The 17,846-nt window shown below is 45.6% G+C and carries 17 protein-coding genes; 16 read left to right on the forward strand and 1 reads right to left on the reverse strand.

What is annotated here, in order from left to right; genetic code table 11:
• Positions 1-70: 70 nt before the first annotated feature.
• The 5 genes from miaB to lnt all read left to right on the forward strand — a co-directional run bounded on the left by miaB (position 71) and on the right by lnt (position 5,645).
• A complete protein-coding gene (gene miaB, locus AACV20_RS16640) occupies positions 71-1,495 on the forward strand; it encodes a tRNA (N6-isopentenyl adenosine(37)-C2)-methylthiotransferase MiaB (protein ID WP_013857327.1) in 1,425 nt (474 codons plus the stop codon).
• 70 nt (positions 1,496-1,565) lie between these two features.
• Positions 1,566-2,666 (forward strand): PhoH family protein, encoded by a 1,101-nt coding sequence (locus AACV20_RS16645; protein ID WP_170907662.1) that lies wholly within the window; start codon positions 1,566-1,568, stop codon positions 2,664-2,666.
• Positions 2,666-3,130 carry an rRNA maturation RNase YbeY gene (ybeY, locus tag AACV20_RS16650; RefSeq protein WP_013857329.1) on the forward strand — a complete coding sequence of 155 codons (465 nt, stop codon included), beginning with the start codon at positions 2,666-2,668 and terminating at the stop codon, positions 3,128-3,130. Before AACV20_RS16645 ends, ybeY begins: the two co-directional genes overlap by 1 nt.
• An 85-nt stretch (positions 3,131-3,215) precedes the next feature.
• Positions 3,216-4,091: a CNNM family magnesium/cobalt transport protein CorC gene (gene corC / locus AACV20_RS16655; protein WP_010317353.1), complete on the forward strand. Its 876-nt coding sequence runs from the start codon at positions 3,216-3,218 to the stop codon at positions 4,089-4,091.
• Positions 4,092-4,124: 33 nt separating this feature from the next.
• Positions 4,125-5,645: an apolipoprotein N-acyltransferase gene (gene lnt, locus AACV20_RS16660; protein ID WP_170907663.1), complete on the forward strand. Its 1,521-nt coding sequence runs from the start codon at positions 4,125-4,127 to the stop codon at positions 5,643-5,645.
• A 51-nt stretch (positions 5,646-5,696) separates the two neighbouring features.
• Here the strand turns inward: lnt and AACV20_RS16665 are convergent, their stop codons facing one another.
• Positions 5,697-6,167: a zinc ribbon-containing protein gene (locus tag AACV20_RS16665; RefSeq protein ID WP_029388304.1), complete on the reverse strand. Its 471-nt coding sequence runs from the start codon at positions 6,165-6,167 to the stop codon at positions 5,697-5,699.
• Between the two features lie 122 nt (positions 6,168-6,289).
• On the opposite strand from AACV20_RS16665, the gene leuS reads away from it, so the two are divergent.
• The 11 genes from leuS to lipB all read left to right on the forward strand — a co-directional run bounded on the left by leuS (position 6,290) and on the right by lipB (position 17,844).
• Entirely contained in the window at positions 6,290-8,863 is a 2,574-nt protein-coding gene (leuS, locus tag AACV20_RS16670; protein ID WP_026028474.1) for a leucine--tRNA ligase, read from the forward strand.
• 136 nt (positions 8,864-8,999) lie between these two features.
• Entirely contained in the window at positions 9,000-9,626 is a 627-nt protein-coding gene (locus tag AACV20_RS16675) for an LPS-assembly lipoprotein LptE (protein ID WP_094165697.1), read from the forward strand.
• Positions 9,627-9,635: 9 nt separating this feature from the next.
• Positions 9,636-10,661 carry a DNA polymerase III subunit delta gene (holA, locus tag AACV20_RS16680; RefSeq protein ID WP_170907664.1) on the forward strand — a complete coding sequence of 342 codons (1,026 nt, stop codon included), beginning with the start codon at positions 9,636-9,638 and terminating at the stop codon, positions 10,659-10,661.
• Between the two features lie 62 nt (positions 10,662-10,723).
• On the forward strand, positions 10,724-11,041 hold the full coding sequence (rsfS, locus tag AACV20_RS16685; protein WP_094132789.1) for a ribosome silencing factor: 318 nt from the start codon (positions 10,724-10,726) through the stop codon (positions 11,039-11,041).
• Between the two features lie 3 nt (positions 11,042-11,044).
• The gene (rlmH, locus tag AACV20_RS16690; RefSeq protein WP_013857336.1) at positions 11,045-11,515 is read left to right on the forward strand and encodes a 23S rRNA (pseudouridine(1915)-N(3))-methyltransferase RlmH; all 471 of its coding nucleotides are present in this window, start codon (positions 11,045-11,047) and stop codon (positions 11,513-11,515) included.
• Between the two features lie 6 nt (positions 11,516-11,521).
• The gene (mrdA, locus tag AACV20_RS16695; protein ID WP_013857337.1) at positions 11,522-13,402 is read left to right on the forward strand and encodes a penicillin-binding protein 2; all 1,881 of its coding nucleotides are present in this window, start codon (positions 11,522-11,524) and stop codon (positions 13,400-13,402) included.
• On the forward strand, positions 13,402-14,523 hold the full coding sequence (gene rodA, locus AACV20_RS16700) for a rod shape-determining protein RodA (protein ID WP_017045826.1): 1,122 nt from the start codon (positions 13,402-13,404) through the stop codon (positions 14,521-14,523). Before mrdA ends, rodA begins: the two co-directional genes overlap by 1 nt.
• Before the next feature lie 2 nt (positions 14,524-14,525).
• Entirely contained in the window at positions 14,526-15,308 is a 783-nt protein-coding gene (locus tag AACV20_RS16705) for a septal ring lytic transglycosylase RlpA family protein (protein WP_017045827.1), read from the forward strand.
• 92 nt (positions 15,309-15,400) lie between these two features.
• Positions 15,401-16,579 carry a serine hydrolase gene (locus AACV20_RS16710; protein ID WP_017045828.1) on the forward strand — a complete coding sequence of 393 codons (1,179 nt, stop codon included), beginning with the start codon at positions 15,401-15,403 and terminating at the stop codon, positions 16,577-16,579.
• A 119-nt stretch (positions 16,580-16,698) separates the two neighbouring features.
• Positions 16,699-16,977 (forward strand): DUF493 family protein YbeD, encoded by a 279-nt coding sequence (gene ybeD, locus AACV20_RS16715; protein ID WP_010317329.1) that lies wholly within the window; start codon positions 16,699-16,701, stop codon positions 16,975-16,977.
• A gap of 213 nt (positions 16,978-17,190) precedes the next feature.
• Complete coding sequence (lipB, locus tag AACV20_RS16720; RefSeq protein WP_013857342.1) at positions 17,191-17,844, forward strand: lipoyl(octanoyl) transferase LipB; 654 nt, start codon at positions 17,191-17,193, stop codon at positions 17,842-17,844.
• Positions 17,845-17,846: the final 2 nt, after the last annotated feature.

The raw sequence follows: 17,846 nt of genomic DNA on the forward strand, positions 1-17,846 counted from the left end.
CGCCGAGATGGCGGCTACAATTTGAGCATTATTTCAACCAATTTAGACCAATAAGACGAGCGAAAGTGAGATGAGTAAGAAACTGCTAATTAAAACCTGGGGCTGCCAGATGAACGAATACGATTCATCAAAAATGGCCGACCTGCTTAACGCTGCAAACGGCTACGAGCTAACGGAAGAGCCAGAGGAAGCAGATGTATTATTACTTAACACCTGTTCGATCCGAGAAAAAGCACAAGAGAAAGTCTTTCACCAACTGGGGCGTTGGAAAACATTGAAAGATAAAAAACCAGGCGTCGTGATTGGCGTTGGCGGCTGTGTTGCAACCCAAGAAGGTGATCACATTCGTGAACGCGCTCCCTTTGTTGATGTTATTTTTGGCCCGCAGACCCTACACCGCTTGCCAGAAATGATAAAACAATCGCAAACCAACGATGCGCCAGTCATGGACATTTCGTTCCCAGAGATTGAAAAATTCGACCGTTTACCAGAACCAAAAGCAGACGGCGCAACTGCATTCGTCTCTATTATGGAAGGGTGTTCAAAATACTGCACTTACTGCGTAGTACCTTACACTCGCGGTGAAGAAGTCAGTCGCCCGATGGATGATGTGTTGTATGAAATCGCGCAACTCGCGGCGCAAGGTGTACGCGAAGTCAATCTTTTAGGACAAAACGTTAACGCATACCGTGGCCCTATGCACGATGGTGAAATCTGTTCATTTGCTAATCTGCTACGCTTAGTCGCCTCCATTGATGGTATTGATCGCATTCGATTCACCACCAGCCACCCACTCGAATTTACCGACGATATTATTGCCGTTTATGAAGACACACCTGAACTAGTGAGTTTCCTGCATCTTCCGGTACAAAGTGGTTCAGACCGAATCTTAACCATGATGAAGCGTCCACACACCGCGATTGAGTACAAATCCATTATTCGCAAACTGCGTAAGGCGCGCCCAGAGATCCAAATTAGTTCTGACTTTATTGTCGGTTTCCCCGGTGAAACAGATAAAGACTTTCAAGATACAATGAAGCTGATTAAAGACGTTGATTTTGATATGAGCTTCAGCTTTATCTTCTCCCCTCGCCCGGGTACGCCAGCCGCTGATTACCCATGTGATTTATCAGAAGACGCCAAAAAAGAGCGTTTATATGAACTGCAGCAAACAATCAACGCACAAGCGATGCGTTACTCACGTTTGATGTTAGGTACAGAACAACGCGTATTAGTCGAAGGCCCATCTAAGAAAAATCTAATGGAGCTTCGCGCCCGTACCGAAAATAACCGTGTCGTTAACTTTGAAGGCTCCGCCGATCTGATTGGCCAATTTGTCGATGTGAAAATTGTCGATGTGTTTGCCAACTCACTGCGTGGTGAACTGGTTCGCACTGAACAAGAGATGGATCTTCGCACCGTGATTTCACCAACGCAAATGATGGCGAAAACACGTCGAGAAAATGAGCTAGGGGTAGCCACTTTTACACCTTAGGTTTAAGCATAATGTCATACAGTGCTCGATCATAATCGGGCACTGTACCATGGCAAACTGAGAGGCAACATTGAGCAATAAAATTGTTACGCTAGAGATAGATCTAGAACCTTCAGACAACCGCCGTCTTGCTAGCCTGTGCGGTCCATTCGATGACAACATCAAACAATTAGAACGCCGTCTTGGTGTTGAAATTAATCACCGCAGCCAGTTTTTCACCATAGTCGGTAAACCACACACTGCCGCTGCTGCGTTGGATATTATCAAATCTTTGTACGTTAATACCTCACCCATACGTGGTCAAATTCCTGATATCGAACCAGAGCAAATTCATCTAGCCATCAAAGATTCAGGGATCCTTGAGCAGCCGTCTGAATCAAGTATTCAACATGGCAAAGAAGTCTTCATTAAGACCAAGAAAGGGCTGATAAAGCCGCGTACGCCTAACCAAGCTCAGTATCTCGTTAACATGGTGACGCACGACATCAGCTTTGGTATTGGCCCTGCAGGGACAGGTAAAACCTACTTAGCCGTTGCCGCTGCAGTTGATGCGCTAGAGCGCCAAGAAGTTCGTCGAATTTTGTTAACACGCCCGGCGGTTGAAGCAGGTGAAAAATTGGGCTTCCTACCCGGTGATTTAAGCCAAAAAGTCGACCCGTACCTACGACCGCTTTATGACGCGTTGTTTGAAATGCTTGGCTTTGAGCGAGTAGAAAAGCTCATTGAACGCAATGTGATTGAAGTTGCGCCACTCGCTTACATGCGCGGACGTACGCTCAACGATGCTTTTATTATTTTAGATGAAAGTCAAAACACTACCGTTGAACAAATGAAAATGTTCCTGACACGGATTGGGTTTAATTCAAGAGCCGTTATTACGGGTGATGTGACACAAATCGATTTGCCGCGTGGCGCTCGTTCAGGTCTTCGCCATGCCATTGAAGTGCTCAATGAAGTTGACGAAATCAGCTTCAACTTCTTTTTGTCTGATGATGTCGTACGTCATCCAGTGGTTGCTAGTATCGTCAACGCTTACGAAAAATGGGAAGCTCAGGACCAAAAAGAGCGTAAAGCTCAAGAGCAACGTCGTCGTGAAGAGCGAGAAGTAAAGTCTGTGGATGTTTCTACTGAAGTGAATACAGTAACCGCAACAAAAAACGTTGGTGAATAATGAGTATCGAACTAGATTTACAATTAGCGGTCAAAAATGAGCAAGGGTTACCTACTTTTGATGATATCAGCCATTGGTTAACTCACGCGGTGACCCCATTTCAGGAACAAGCGGAAGTCACTGTGCGAATTGTTGATTCCGAAGAGAGTCAACAGCTCAATCGCGATTACCGAGGAAAAGATAAGCCGACCAACGTGCTATCCTTCCCTTTTGAGATGCCTCCGGGCATAGAGTTGGATCTGCTCGGTGACCTTGTCATTTGCCGCCAAGTGGTGGAACAAGAAGCCGATGAGCAACAAAAACCGTTGATGGCACACTGGGCTCATATGGTTGTACACGGCAGTCTACATCTGCTAGGTTATGATCATATCGATGATGATGAAGCCGAAGAGATGGAATCTCTTGAAACTGAAATTCTGCAAAAAATGGGCTTTGAAGACCCGTATATTGCTGAGAAGGAATAGCTCCAGACAATGAAGCTAGTACCGCTAAAGTCGGTACGATACGTGTGCTATCACACATCTGATAGCGAGGAAAATTAGAGAAACAATGAACGAAGATAACCCCCAGAATTCTGAAGGTCCGAGTAGAAAGTCCTTCTTTGAACGCCTAGGCCAATTATTTCAAGGTGATCCGAGAGATCGCCAAGAGCTTGTAGATGTGATCCGCGACTCTGAAATCAATGACCTTATCGACCATGACACAAGAGATATGCTTGAAGGTGTGATGGAGATTTCTGAGATGCGCGTGCGTGATATTATGATCCCACGCTCACAAATGGTCACTATCGATAAAAACGATGACTTGGATACCTTAATTGCGCTGATCACCGATGCTCAGCACTCACGTTATCCAGTGATCAGTGAGGATAAAGACCATGTTGAAGGCATTCTACTAGCGAAGGACTTACTCAAATATTTAGGTTCAGACAGTGCACCTTTTAACATTTTAGAAGTGATCCGCCCGGCAGTCGTGGTACCAGAAAGTAAACGGGTTGATCGCTTATTGAAGGAGTTCCGAGAGGAGCGTTACCACATGGCGATCGTCGTGGATGAATTCGGTGGCGTGTCTGGCTTAGTGACCATTGAAGATATTTTGGAAGAGATCGTTGGCGATATTGAAGACGAGTTCGATGATGAAGAACAATTGGATATCCGTAAGCTCAGCAAACATACTTTTGCAGTTAAAGCGCTGACCACCATCGAAGAGTTTAACGAAACCTTTGGTACTAAGTTCAGCGATGAAGAAGTGGATACTGTAGGGGGATTGGTGATGACGGCCTTTGGCCACCTGCCAAGCCGTGGCGAAGTTGTAGAGATCGACAAATACAGCTTTAAAGTCACCGCAGCAGATAACCGCCGAGTGGTTCAACTGCAAGTCACTATTCCTGATCTTGAATCACTTCCAGTGATAGCAGAAGAGTGACATAACCCCATTCACATCAGCAGAATGAGATAGATGATTAAAGCACTTTTTCATCGCCTAATGCGGCCGCTTGCGGCCGCTTTTGTTGGCGCATTAACCCCACTCGCTTTTGCTCCTTATCAGTTTTGGCCGCTGGCCATACTCACCCCGATGTTGCTATTGTTGCTCATTAATCAGCAACCAACTAAAAAAGCAGCGTGGATCGGTTACTGCTGGGGCTTAGGTTTTTTTGCTTTTGGCATCAGTTGGGTGCACGTCAGTATTGATACCTTTGGTGGTATGCCCAAAATTGCCAGCCTGTTCCTGATGTCATTACTGGTCGGTTATTTAGCCCTTTATTCTGGGCTTTTCGCTGGCTTACTCAACCGTTTTTTCCATCATAACACCATCAGCCATTTTTTATTAGCCACCCCTGCGCTTTGGCTAATTACCGATTGGCTTCGAGGCTGGGTAATGACCGGCTTTCCTTGGTTATGGCTTGGTTATAGCCAAATTGATAGCCCGCTCGCCAGTTTCGCACCACTGGGAGGCGTTGAGCTGGTCACCTTTTTCACGCTCCTCTGTTCTAGCGCTCTAGCCATGACGTGGCTTAAGCGCTCTTGGATACTCGTGCTCATTCCTCTGACCATATTGGCGACGGGGTTTGGACTACGCAATTTCGATTGGGTCACTCCCGATCCCAGCACACAAACTCGCGTTGCACTGATTCAAGGTAATATTAAGCAAGCGGAAAAATGGCTTCCCAATCAGCGCTGGCCAACCATCATGGCCTACACCGATCTCAGTCGAGAAAACTGGGACGCAGATATTATCGTATGGCCAGAGGCAGCGATTCCCGCATTTGAATTCGAGATCCCTTCCTATTTGAGTAACTTAGATTCTGCGGCAAAAATGAACGACAGTGCGATTGTCACAGGCGTGCTCAACCAAAGCCCAGAGCGATCTTTTTACAACAGCATTCTGGTACTTGGCACCAACCCTTATGGCGACTACCGTTATGACTCTGACGCTCGCTACCATAAGCATCATTTATTGCCATTTGGTGAGTTTGTGCCATTTGAAGATTGGCTCAGGCCCATCGCACCCTTTTTCAACTTGCCGATGTCTTCATTTAGCCGTGGTGACTATATTCAACCGAATCTGATTGCCAAGGGTAGACACCTAACCGCGGCACTGTGCTATGAAATCATCTTCAATGAACAAGTCAGAGCGAATGTCACCGATGAAACAGATTTTATCTTAACCCTCTCTAACGATGCGTGGTTTGGGCATTCAAATGGCCCATTGCAACATATGGAGATTGCTCGGATGAGAGCTTTAGAGCTGGGTAAACCGCTCATTCGTTCAACCAACAATGGTGTCACCGCCGTGACGGATCACAAAGGTAAAATAACGCAGCAGATCCCACAATTTGAAACGGCCGTATTGAAAGCAACCATCACGTCGACCAAAGGAGAGACGCCGTATCACGCTGTCGGCACTTGGCCGCTCTACGTCTGGGTGTTACTCAGTTTTATCGTCGGATGGACAAGACGTCACTCACCTCACTCTTAACCTCAAAAAGGCGCATTTCAGCGCCTTTTTGAGGTTTTCTATCAGCAACACTTAAGGTTTTAATGGCTGACGAGTAAAAGCCGTTTGCCCACATTGAATACAAGGCATAATTTCAGTTGGATGATTATACTGGGTTTTATGCCCACAATGGTCACACACTAACATTCCAAGGCCTATCATCTCCCCCGCCTGGTACAAACCTTGTCGTTCTAAATCTTGAAACAATTCCACCCATTCCACTTTTGTTTTATCGGTGATTTCAAAAAGCCCCTGCCAAATTGAATTGGTAATCATCAATGAAAATGGGCTGCTTCTGCTCTCTTCAAAACTATCCGCGAATTCTTTGAGATCCGCTTTTACATAGGCAGAAATAAGCGCTAATTCATCTTTGGTGAGATTATTGGCAGCATCAACAACCTTACCTGATGTTTGCAAAACTTGGGACATTTCATCAGGACTATGTTTGAGCGTTTCAATCACGTCATCCACAATCTCTTCGTAACTTGTTTTACGTTTTGGCATCACCCACCTCCATCAAACCAGATTGGCTATTGTTGTGTAACCCTGCTTTAGGTATTCTATGTCGATCTATTAGACTCTGTTCTAACCGAACTCACAAATTCCAAGATAACCGGATATCATCGATGCAAGAGCAATATAACCCGCAAGATATTGAACAAAAAGTTCAACAGCACTGGGATGACAACAAGACCTTTGTTGTAAGTGAAGACCCAAATAAAGAAAAATTCTACTGTCTTTCTATGTTCCCATACCCAAGTGGCCGACTGCACATGGGTCACGTGCGTAACTATACTATCGGTGATGTAGTCTCTCGTTTTCAACGTCTGCAAGGCAAGAACGTCATGCAACCCATTGGTTGGGACGCATTTGGCCTACCCGCTGAAAATGCGGCTGTAAAAAACAAAACGGCACCAGCGCCTTGGACCTACGAAAACATTCAGTACATGAAAAACCAGTTAAAACTGCTGGGTTTTGGCTACGATTGGAGCCGTGAATTCGCCACTTGCACGCCAGAATATTACCGCTGGGAACAAGAGTTCTTCACTAAGCTGTATCAAAAAGGCTTAGTCTACAAGAAAACCTCTTCCGTTAACTGGTGTCCAAACGACCAAACCGTTCTCGCTAACGAGCAAGTTGAAGATGGCTGCTGCTGGCGTTGTGATACACCAGTAGAACAAAAAGAGATCCCACAATGGTTTATTAAGATCACCGCGTACGCACAAGAACTGTTGGACGATTTAGAGAACTTAGAAGGTTGGCCTGAAATGGTCAAAACCATGCAGCGTAACTGGATTGGTCGCTCAGAAGGCGTAGAGCTCAAGTTTGGTGTCAACGGCCATTCAGATCTCGACGTCTATACCACTCGCCCTGATACCTTGATGGGTGTCACTTATGTGGGCATTGCTGCTGGTCATCCATTAGCGACCATTGCAGCGCAAAATAACCCTGCTTTAGCTTCTTTTATTGACGAATGTAAGAACACCAAAGTTGCAGAAGCTGAACTGGCGACCATGGAAAAGAAAGGCATGGATACGGGCCTAACGGCCATTCATCCTTTAAATGGTCGTGAAGTGCCTATTTATATCGCCAACTTTGTGCTGATGGATTACGGTACAGGCGCGGTGATGGCCGTACCTGCTCATGACCAACGTGATTTTGAGTTCGCCACCAAATATGGCCTAGACATCATTCCAGTCATCAAACCAGAAGATGGCTCTGAAGTCGATGTGTCTAGCGCTGCGTACACTGAAAAAGGAGTCCTGTTTGGTTCTGGCGAATTTGATGGTTTAGCCTTCCAAGCAGCATTTGATGCTATTGCAGCCAAGCTGGAGGCTGAAGGTAAAGGCAAGAAAACCGTTAATTTCCGTCTACGTGACTGGGGGGTTTCTCGCCAACGTTACTGGGGCGCGCCGATTCCTATGGTGACCACTGAAGATGGCCAAGTTCACCCAGTGCCAATTGATCAACTGCCCGTCATTCTACCAGAAGATGTTGTGATGGATGGTGTAACTAGCCCAATCAAAGCCGACAAAGAGTGGGCCAAAACCACCTTTAATGGCGAGCCTGCACTACGTGAAACCGATACCTTCGATACGTTTATGGAGTCGTCTTGGTATTACGCTCGTTACTGTTCACCACAAGCGGACGATATTTTAGACCCAGCGAAGGCAAACTACTGGTTACCAGTAGACCAATACATCGGTGGTATTGAGCATGCTTGTATGCACCTGCTCTACTCACGCTTCTTCCATAAGCTATTGCGTGATGCAGGCTATGTCACTTCAGATGAACCTTTCAAGCAACTGCTTTGCCAAGGCATGGTATTGGCTGATGCGTTCTACCACACGAACGAGAAAGGCACCAAAGAGTGGGTAGCGCCAACTGACGTAAAAGTGGAACGCGACGGTAAAGGCCGCATCACTCAAGCCGTAGACAACCAAGGCCGCAACGTTGAGCACTCAGGCATGATCAAAATGTCTAAGTCGAAAAACAACGGTATCGACCCGCAAGAGATGGTTGATAAGTATGGCGCCGATACGGTTCGTCTATTCATGATGTTTGCCTCTCCGGCTGACATGACGCTTGAATGGCAAGAGTCTGGTGTAGAAGGTGCTAACCGCTTCCTAAAACGCGTCTGGAAACTGGTTGCAGAACATAGCGCTAAAGGTGTGGCTGAAGCGGTAGATAGCGCCTCTCTTACTGGTGAACAAAAAGCGCTGCGTCGTGATGTGCATAAAACCATCGCCAAAGTGACTGACGATATTGCACGCCGCCAGACGTTCAATACCGCCATTGCTGCGATTATGGAGTTGATGAATAAACTCACTAAAGCGTCACAAGAATCCGTGCAAGATCGGGCCATTCTCGACGAGGCTTTAAAAGCGGTTGTCAGCATGCTTTACCCAATCACTCCTCATATCAGCTTTGAACTGTGGAATGCACTGGGTGAGAGTGATGTAGATAATACCGTGTGGCCGACCTACGACGAATCCGCCCTAGTGGAAGATGAAAAACTGATCGTCCTACAAGTTAACGGAAAACTTCGTGGTAAGCTGACCGTAGCCGCTGATGCAAGTAAAGATCAGGTTGAAGCACTCGGTTTAGCAGACGAGAACGTCATGAAATTTACGGATGGCTTAACCGTTCGTAAAGTTATCTATGTACCAGGTAAGTTACTGAACATCGTTGCGAACTAATATCGCAGCCTAATGTCGTAATAACTGGTTTATCAACAGGGTAGCTCGCTGCCCTGTTGATTTATCTTAGCGTTCTTACCCACAGAGCTATAGAGCGCTAAGATAAGTCACCTAAATATATGAGAACTTAACCCCAATGCGCCAAATTTCGTCTTACTCTCTGAAATTATCGTTAATTGTTATTATGAGCAGCCTACTCTCAGCTTGCGGCTTTCATCTTCGTGGCGATTACTCCGTTCCTGAAGAACTCAATCGAGTCTCTGTCACCAGCTACGACCAATACAGTACCTTCACTCGTATGGTAAAAAATCAATTACGAATGAGTGACATTGAGATTGTTTCCCCCTCAGAGACGGTGCCAAACATCTATCTAATAAACGAGAGTGTTGGTGAACGGACGCTTTCTCTTTATCAAAATACTCGTGCTGCTGAATTGGAATTGACGTTCAACGCCTCCTATAGCGTCACCCTACCTGAAGTGGGGATAAAAACGTTTTCAACCAGTGTGACTCGTAGCTATCTTGATAACCCATTAACTGCTCTCGCTAAATCGGTAGAGCGAGACATGATTGAAGATGAGATGCGCAAACTAGCCGCAACTCAAATTTTACGCCAAATGGCACGTCTAAAAGCCGATATTGCAGCGAATGAACATCAACTTGAACAACAAGAAAATGAACAGCAGCGAACAGACCAGCAGGCCTATGAGATAAACACCGTGGAAAGTGAACCGTCACAATTCACGGCTCCTGCGACAAACTAAAGGCGAGTAATGAGAATATTTGCTGACAAGCTGGCCGATCACTTAAACAAGCCCTTGATGGGGCTTTACTTACTGTTTGGCAACGAACCGCTATTGCTGCAAGAATCACGCGTGGCGATAGAGAAAAAAGCATTAGAACAAGGATTTGAAGAACGCCATCGTTTCAGTGCCGATGCCCATTTAAACTGGGATCAAGTCTATGACTGCTGCCAAGCTTTAAGTTTATTTTCCAGCAAAAAAATCATTGAAATTGAATTACCTGAAACGGGTGCAAATGCGGCAACAGCGAAAGAGCTCGTCGCCCTAGGTCAATCGCTTCATCCTGACGTACTACTTGTGATCATCGGTGAGAAATTGACCAAAGCACAAGAAAGCACTAAATGGTTTAAGACACTCTCAAGCCTAGGATGTTGGGTGAGTTGCTTAACCCCGGACATCAGCAAACTGCCACAATTTGTCATGATGCGCTGCCGCACATTGGGGCTAAAACCTGATCAAGAAGCAGTGCAGATGCTGGCGCAATGGCATGAAGGCAATCTGTTCGCACTATCTCAAAGCTTAGAAAAACTCGCGCTACTCTATCCAGATGGCTTACTGACGCTGATCCGCTTAGAAGAGTCATTAAGCCGACATAACCACTTCACCGTCTTTCACTGGGTCGATGCGCTGCTCGAAGGGCAAGCGAATCGGTCACAACGTATTTTACGCCAGCTCATTACCGAAGGCACTGAGCCTGTGATTCTGATACGTAGCCTACAAAAAGAGCTGCTACTGCTGCTGCAAATGCATCAAGATTTAACCCAGATGTCGATTGGCTCAATCTTTGATAAGTACCGAATTTGGCAATCCAAGCGACCTTGGTACGCGGCAAGCTTAAAAAGACTATCGAGAGATAAACTCAAACAGTTGATTGCATTACTCACCCAAGCCGAAAGAGTAACTAAAACTCAGTATGAAACCTCAACTTGGCCAATATTGCAGCAAATCAGTGTTGAATTTTGCTTGCCACAGTCCGTTGTATCAAAGTTGGCTTGAAGGCGTGTTATACTCCGCGCCATTTTGTCAGTAACCAGACCAATTTTTAAAGGAGATGACGCTTGCAACACCACGAATTGAAAGACTTTCTTGCCGATAAAGCCGACGATATGAAAGCCATTGATATCAAAACCTTAGATGTTAAGGGAAAATCTAGCATCACCGATTACATGATCATTTGCACAGGCACATCAAAACGACATGTAGCCTCGATTGCCGAACATGTCGCAACTGAAGTCAAAAAAGTGGGCATCGAACCACTGGGTATGGATGGCGAAAGTGAAGGTGAATGGGTCGTGCTAGACATGGGCAGCAGCATGTTGCATGTTATGCAAGAAGAGCACCGTGATCTGTACCAGCTTGAAAAACTTTGGAGTTAAGTTTTGAAAATTCAGTTGATTGCCGTTGGTACCAAAATGCCGAAATGGGTAGAAGAAGGCTTTCAAGAGTACCGCCGACGTTTTCCACACGATATGCCGCTTGAATTAGTGGAGATACAAGCGGGCAAACGTGGCAAAAATGCGGATATTGCAAGAATTTTGCAAAAAGAAGGCGAAGCTATGCTCGCGGCCGTGCCAAAAAGCAATCGAATTGTTACTCTCGATATTCCAGGTAAACGTTGGGATACCGAACAACTGGCGGAACAACTTGAAAGTTGGAAGCTCGATGCCCGTGATGTATCGATTTTAATTGGTGGCCCTGAAGGGCTTTCTCCTGCATGCAAAGCCGCCGCAGAGCAGAGCTGGTCGCTTTCGCCGTTGACACTTCCTCACCCTTTGGTTCGAGTGGTCATGGCAGAGAGTTTGTACCGCGCTTGGAGTATTACGGCTAATCACCCTTATCACCGAGAATAACTATTCATGTTACGTAAGCGTAGCCAAATTCGTGACTACCAATCAGAAGCTCGGCTGTTTCGCAACCGAGCAATTGTCTCTTTTATTGCGATCATCATGCTGGTGGGCGTTCTGCTTACCAATTTGTACCATATTCAAATTAACCAATATCAAGATTACAAAACGCGATCCAATGATAACCGAATCAAAATCGTCCCGATTGCGCCTAATCGAGGGTTAATTTATGACCGCAATGGTGTGCTACTAGCGGAAAACCGCCCAGTATTCAACTTAGAGATCACACCTGAGCAAGTGCGCGATATGGATGATACGATCACGCGCTTACAGCAATACCTGACCATCTCACCAGAAAAAATTGCCACCTTTGAAAAAGAGCGTCGTCAGACACGCCGGTTTAATTCAGTGCCGCTTTTGACACAGTTAACACCAGAAGAAGTGGCCATTTTTTCGGTCAATCAGCACAAGTTTCCCGGTGTATCAGTAAGCGCAAGCTTAAAGCGCTACTACCCCTATGGTGAAGTTCTCACTCATGTCATCGGTTATGTATCTAGAATCAATGACCGAGATATGGAACGTCTAGAACGCGAAGAGCGCTCAGCCAATTACCAAGCCACTCGTGATATTGGCAAACTGGGGATTGAACGCTTTTATGAGGATGTGCTGCACGGCACGGCTGGCTACCAAGAAGTTGAGGTCAATAGCCGAGGACGCATCATTCGCACCTTAAAATACGTCCCTCCCGTGGCAGGGAAAGACATTGTATTAAGCTTGGACATTGATCTGCAGCTTTATGTGCACAAGTTGTTGGATGGCCGCCGAGGTTCAATTGTAGTGCTCGATCCAAAAGATAACGGTGTCCTTACCATGGCATCAAGTCCAAGCTACGATCCAAACCCATTCGTACATGGTATTTCTAGCGCCGCCTACAACGAACTTCTCAATGACCCAGACCGCCCGTTAGTCAATCGAGCGACACTTGGTATTTACCCTCCCGGCTCAACGATTAAACCTTTTATTGCCGTCGCTGCACTTCAAGAAGGGGTTATAACCCCAACAACAACACGTAATGATCCTGGTTATTGGGTGATACCAAACTCCAAAACGCGGCCCTTCCGAGACTGGTTGCGCTGGGGGCATGGTCGAGTGGACATTAATAAGGCGCTCGAAGAGTCTGTCGATACCTTCTTTTACCAAATCGCCTACGACTTGGGTATTGATCGTCTCTCTAGTTGGATGATGAAATTTGGCTTTGGTGACTATACAGGTTTAGACATTTATGAAGAAGGCAAAGCGAACATGCCAACGCGTGAGTGGAAAATGGCACGTCACCGAACTCCTTGGTATCAAGGTGATACGATTCCGGTCGGCATTGGCCAAGGGTATTGGACATCAACACCGATGCAAATTGCCAAAGCGACTTCCGTGCTGGTTAATCACGGCAAAGTGATTGCGCCGCATTTATTGCGTTCGACGCTCAAAAATGGTGAAGAGTTTAGCAGGCAAGAGCTTTCAGAATTAGAAACTTCGCCACCGATCGAAGGGGTGCCGAAACGCTATTGGGACATCGCAATCAATGGCATGCGTCTTGTAAACCACGGCAAAAAAGGAACCGCACGGCGCTCATTTACCAATATGAAATATGTCAGCGCTGGAAAATCTGGAACTGCGCAAGTGTTTGGCTTGGCAGAAAACCAAGTGTATAAGGCCGATGAATTAGCCGAACACCTTCGTGACCATGCCCTATTCACAGGCTTTGCGCCTGTAGATGACCCGCAGCTTATTGTCACTCTGGTACTCGAAAACGCAGGGGGAGGTTCTGGCAATGGTGGACCCGTTGTTAGGAAAATATTTGATCGCGCCATTCTAGGTAAAGAGGCTGAAAAATAATGGAACTGGATCCTTCAACAGGACAAAATCGAGCGCTTTTTGAGCGTTTGCACATCGACTTGCCATTACTGCTGGGTATTTTGTTATTGATGGGGTTTGGGCTGGTCGTGATGTACAGCGCCAGCGGTCAGAGCTTAACTATGATGGATCGCCAAGCCATGCGCATGGTACTGGCTCTCGGTGTGATGATCTTTCTTGCTCAAATTTCCCCAAGAACTTATGAGTCTCTTGCACCCTTTATGTTTTTCTGCGGCGTACTGCTGTTGCTCGGCGTGCTGTTTTTTGGCGAATCGTCCAAGGGAGCTCAGCGCTGGTTAAATTTAGGCTTTGTTCGTTTTCAGCCCTCAGAATTGCTTAAACTCGCAGTGCCTCTCATGGTCGCTCGCTACATAGGGAAACGTTCTCTTCCACCCACCTTTAAAACCCTAGTCGTTTCGCTGTTAATGGTGTTTATCCCTACCGTGCTAATCGCGAAGCAGCCCGATCTTGGCACTTCAATATTGATTGCAGCCTCCGGCATTTTTGTCATTTTCTTATCTGGAATAAGCTGGCGAATCATTTTTTCTGCCGCCGTGGCTTTGGGTGGCTTCATACCTGTGCTTTGGTTCTTTCTGATGCGTGAATATCAAAAAACCCGAGTCAGAACACTTTTCAATCCGGAATCCGATCCACTCGGTGCAGGTTATCATATCATTCAGAGTAAAATAGCCATTGGGTCTGGAGGGGTGTCAGGAAAAGGATGGCTACACGGCACACAGTCGCAACTTGAATTCTTACCTGAGCGGCACACCGACTTCATTTTTGCCGTCATTGCTGAAGAGTGGGGCATGATTGGCATCTTGTGTTTACTCGCTATTTATCTTTTTATCATCGGACGTGGTCTATACCTCGCGAGCAACGCACAAACGGCTTTCGGCCGAATGATGGCTGGAAGTATTGTACTCAGCTTCTTTGTTTACGTTTTTGTAAATATAGGTATGGTCAGTGGTATTTTACCCGTGGTTGGTGTTCCCTTGGCTCTCATCAGCTATGGTGGCACATCCATGGTCACTCTCATGGCTGGCTTTGGCATACTGATGTCTATCCACACTCACCGAAAAGCATTTTCTAAGGCAACCTAAGCATGAGAAACTCCCTATTTATCTTTATATTAACGAGTCTATTTCTCATCGGTTGTAGCTCTTCAAGCCGCTATTCAATAACAGACGACGTGGCCCCTAACACGCCACTCTCGGTTGAGCATATTGAAGATGCACATCCGCAATACGAACCCTATAGTTTGGGCGGCAACAAGAATTACACTTTGAGAGGCATAAACTACACCATTGTCAAAGAGGCCAAAGGATTTACAGAGAAAGGCCAAGCCTCGTGGTATGGAAAAAAGTTTCATGGACATCTGACATCCAACGGTGAAATCTACGACATGTATTCGATGACGGCCGCCCATAAAACGTTGCCGTTACCCAGCTACGTTAAAGTAACGAATTTAGATAACAAAAAAACCGCGATCGTTCGGGTAAACGATCGCGGTCCCTTTCATGAGGGACGAATTATTGATTTAAGTTACGCTGCCGCTTACAAATTAGGTGTAGTTCAAACCGGGACTGCGAATGTGGCTATCGAAGTCATCACCATCGATAAACCCATCACGACGTCACCACAGAAAAAGAAGGTTCAATATCTCATCCAAGTTGCCTCTGCAAAATCAGAGCAAAGAATACGAACTTTATCCGAACAATTGAGTCAAACATTGACGGTTGAAAGCTTTGTAGACAGTGTGAATGGCAGTCATCGCGTATTTTTAGGGCCATTTAATGACGATGCCCTGACTCAACAAACGCTAGAAAAAGTTAAATTACTCGGTTACGAGACCGCCTTCATCAAAGCGCAACCCGTCACTCAGTGACTTATCAAATCCAGTGATCTTGATTCAAGCTCTGGTTTGATAGGTCGTTTCTGTTAAGATATGGACAGTTAATAAGATAATTTGCATTCCTCATGAAAAAACACACATTCTTAAAACCGATTCTAGCGTCTTCTATTGCGCTTTCTGCAACCTTTACTAGCTCAGTATTTTCTGCGCCTATCGTGATACCTGATGCTCCTCAAATTGCCGCTAAAGGCTATGTGTTGATGGACTACCATTCAGGTAAAGTGCTGGCAGAAAAAGAGATGAACACCAAACTTTCACCTGCAAGTTTGACGAAAATGATGACCAGCTACGTGATTGGCCAAGAACTTAAACGTGGCAATATCTCTCCACAAGATAAAGTGGTGGTCAGTAAAAATGCGTGGGCTAAAAACTTCCCTGACTCGTCTAAAATGTTTATTGAAGTCGGCACTACAGTTACCGTAGAAGAACTGAACAAAGGTATCATCATTCAGTCTGGTAATGACGCTTGCGTGGCGATGGCTGAACACATTGCTGGCTCAGAAGACGCTTTTGTTGACCTAATGAATGCGTGGGCAAGTTCACTAAAAATGAGCAATACGCACTTTGCTAACGTACACGGTCTAGATAACCCAAATCTCTATTCAACTCCATATGACATGGCGCTACTAGGTCAAGCGTTGATTCGTGATGTACCAAACGAGTACCGTATTTATTCAGAGCAGAAATATACCTATAACGGGATTACCCAGTACAACCGAAATGGTTTGCTGTGGGATAAAAGTATGAACGTAGATGGTATTAAAACCGGTCATACGAGTAATGCTGGGTACAGTTTAGTTAGCTCTGCAACGGAAGGGAAAATGCGCCTCGTTGCTGTGGTTATGGGGACCAAAGATGAAAATGCTCGTAAATCAGAAAGCAAAAAACTTCTGAGCTATGGCTTTAGATTCTTCGAAACCGTTGCGCCACACAAAGCAGGTGAAACATTCGTCGAAGAAAAAATCTGGATGGGTGACAAGGATAAAGTGGCGCTTGGTGTCAATGAAGATACTTACGTTACACTCCCTCGCGGTCAAGCGAAGGATCTCAGCGCAAGCTTTGTTCTTGAAAAAGAGCTCAGAGCGCCAATAAGCCAAGGCGATGTGGTCGGTAAGCTTTACTACCAGCTTGATGGCAAAGATGTGGCTGAATACCCTCTTTTGGCATTAGAAAATGTTGATGAAGGCAGCATATTTAGCCGTCTTTGGGACTACATTATATTGCTTTTCAAAGGGTTATTCTGATATCCCTTGTAGAAGATAAAACAAAGCCGCCTTACCGCGGCTTTGTGATTATTGAGTTCCATCAACATTCGCTGTAGTATTCGCCACCGCTAATCGAATTATCAACGGGAGTTTCCATTATGCTGACTATCAACTCTGATGCAAAACTCAAAGACTTACTCGAGTTTCCTTGTTCATTTACCTACAAGGTGATGGGCCACGCAAAGCCCGAACTTCCAGAGAAGGTTCTTGAAGTTATCCAACGTCACGCTCCAGGTGATTACAGCCCACGAGTTAAACCCAGTGCAAAAGGGACTTACCACTCCTTATCGATTAACATTACCGCCACCTCTATCGAACAAGTTGAAATACTGTACAAAGAGCTAGGCGAGATCGATATCGTACGTATGGTTCTGTAGTCCAAAAACCGTGATTGAGATACCTAGCCTCTCATTTTTTGATTTATTCAATTTTTTTTGAAAGCAGCTTAGGCTGCTTTTTTAATATAAATCATATAGCTAGCATATACCCCATCACACTAAGGACAAATTTATCGTCCTCATTAGTAGTCCATTCGCTGGAAGAAGTTTATAATCCAAAAACTTTATTTATACGGTAGATAAGTCACGCTGATGTTAAATTCGCTTGTTGTAAAACGTCTGGGGCGCCAAGAATACCTTCCTGTATGGGAAGCTATGCATGAATTTACCGATACAAGAACCGAAAGCACACCGGATCAGATTTGGCTTGTCGAACATCAACCAGTTTTTACCCAAGGCCAAGCAGGTAAAGCTGAGCATCTTCTCAATACTGGCGATATTCCAGTGGTACAAAGTGACCGAGGCGGCCAAGTTACCTACCATGGTCCAGGCCAACTGGTGGCTTATTTCTTGATCGATTTGCGCCGCAAAAAATTAGGTGTAAGAGAGTTAGTGACCAAAATTGAACAGATCGTGATCAATACCTTGCAAGCATACCGTATTGACTCAGCCGCAAGACCGGATGCCCCTGGTGTCTATGTTAAAGGGAAAAAAATCTGCTCTCTTGGGTTACGGATCCGTAAAGGTTGTTCGTTTCATGGTTTAGCGCTAAACGTCAACATGGATCTCTCCCCTTTCCTACGCATTAACCCTTGTGGTTATCAGGGTTTAGAAATGGCCCAAGTCAGTGAACTGGGCGGCCCGACAGAACTACAAACCGTAGAAAAACAACTTATAATAGAACTCGTTAACATATTGGCTTACGAGCAAGTAGAATTCAGCACAGAAGCACCTCTTCAAAGGTAAAA

The sequence above is a fragment of the Vibrio sp. B4-6 genome, assembly GCF_963888245.1.
In the GTDB taxonomy this organism is placed as follows: Bacteria; Pseudomonadota; Gammaproteobacteria; order Enterobacterales; family Vibrionaceae; genus Vibrio; species Vibrio anguillarum.

Bases quoted from the DNA above. Each gene is read 5' to 3' on its own strand.
- miaB (WP_013857327.1), top strand. From the start codon at position 71: ATGAGTAAGAAACTGCTAATTAAAACCTGGGGCTGCCAGATGAACGAA.
- ybeY (WP_013857329.1), top strand. From the start codon at position 2,666: ATGAGTATCGAACTAGATTTACAATTAGCGGTCAAAAATGAGCAAGGG.
- corC (WP_010317353.1), top strand. From the start codon at position 3,216: ATGAACGAAGATAACCCCCAGAATTCTGAAGGTCCGAGTAGAAAGTCC.
- lnt (WP_170907663.1), top strand. From the start codon at position 4,125: ATGATTAAAGCACTTTTTCATCGCCTAATGCGGCCGCTTGCGGCCGCT.
- AACV20_RS16665 (WP_029388304.1), bottom strand. From the start codon at position 6,167: ATGCCAAAACGTAAAACAAGTTACGAAGAGATTGTGGATGACGTGATT.
- leuS (WP_026028474.1), top strand. From the start codon at position 6,290: ATGCAAGAGCAATATAACCCGCAAGATATTGAACAAAAAGTTCAACAG.
- AACV20_RS16675 (WP_094165697.1), top strand. From the start codon at position 9,000: ATGCGCCAAATTTCGTCTTACTCTCTGAAATTATCGTTAATTGTTATT.
- holA (WP_170907664.1), top strand. From the start codon at position 9,636: ATGAGAATATTTGCTGACAAGCTGGCCGATCACTTAAACAAGCCCTTG.
- mrdA (WP_013857337.1), top strand. From the start codon at position 11,522: ATGTTACGTAAGCGTAGCCAAATTCGTGACTACCAATCAGAAGCTCGG.
- rodA (WP_017045826.1), top strand. From the start codon at position 13,402: ATGGAACTGGATCCTTCAACAGGACAAAATCGAGCGCTTTTTGAGCGT.
- AACV20_RS16705 (WP_017045827.1), top strand. From the start codon at position 14,526: ATGAGAAACTCCCTATTTATCTTTATATTAACGAGTCTATTTCTCATC.
- AACV20_RS16710 (WP_017045828.1), top strand. From the start codon at position 15,401: ATGAAAAAACACACATTCTTAAAACCGATTCTAGCGTCTTCTATTGCG.
- ybeD (WP_010317329.1), top strand. From the start codon at position 16,699: ATGCTGACTATCAACTCTGATGCAAAACTCAAAGACTTACTCGAGTTT.
- lipB (WP_013857342.1), top strand. From the start codon at position 17,191: ATGTTAAATTCGCTTGTTGTAAAACGTCTGGGGCGCCAAGAATACCTT.